Genomic DNA, 754 nt, shown 5'->3' on the forward strand with positions numbered 1-754 from the left:
AATGGGCATATATTTATCTGACAATATTATATTTCTGGTGGTGTTCTATTTGCATTGAAAGAAAAATTGTTAACATCGCAAAAAGCTCGATACGAATTCGAGCTTGACATTAAGAGCAAAGCCTTCAAAAAGTGCTGCCAAATTAGACAGCCTAAAAAAAGGCACAGCTGTATTGGTGTACAATGTGTCTGATGGTTGGGCAGAAGTAAAAGCCGGGACAAAAACGGGGTATGTTCGTGCGGAATATTTAACCAGCACAAAACCCGGCAGTACGGCAACGACAACGAGCACAGCCAAAACAACGACGAAGTATGTCAACGTGGACAAAGGCTCTCATTTAATCTTACGTTCGAAAGCCTACAAAACGGCCAGCATTTTAGCAAGCCTGTCAAGAGGCGAAAAAGTGACGGTGTACTCCATTTCCGGGGAGTGGGCAAAAGTAAAGGCCGGGAGCAAAACAGGGTATGTCCACGCATCTTTCTTGGCGAATTCAAATCCTGATAGCAGTGCAGATACTTCTACTCCAGCCAAAACAACGACGAAATATGTCAATGTGGATAAGGGTTCACATCTAATCTTACGTTCAAAAGCCTCCGAAACGTCCAGCATTTTGGACAGCTTGCCAAGAGGCGAAAAGGTGACGGTTTACTCCATTTCCGGGGAGTGGGCGAAAGTAAAAGCCGGCAGCAAAACGGGCTATGTTCATGCATCTTTTTTGGCGAATTCAAATCCTGATAGCAGTGCAGATACTTCT

The 754-nt window shown here is 44.2% G+C and carries 1 protein-coding gene; it reads left to right on the forward strand.

Annotated features, from left to right (window positions below):
- Window positions 1-103: 103 nt before the first annotated feature.
- Window positions 104-754, forward strand: a 651-nt coding sequence (locus tag IC21_RS01315) for an SH3 domain-containing protein (protein ID WP_235801095.1), incomplete at its 3' end; no start/stop codon positions are given.

The organism is Heyndrickxia coagulans DSM 1 = ATCC 7050 (assembly GCF_000290615.1).
In the GTDB taxonomy this organism is placed as follows: Bacteria; Bacillota; Bacilli; order Bacillales; family Bacillaceae_C; genus Weizmannia; species Weizmannia coagulans.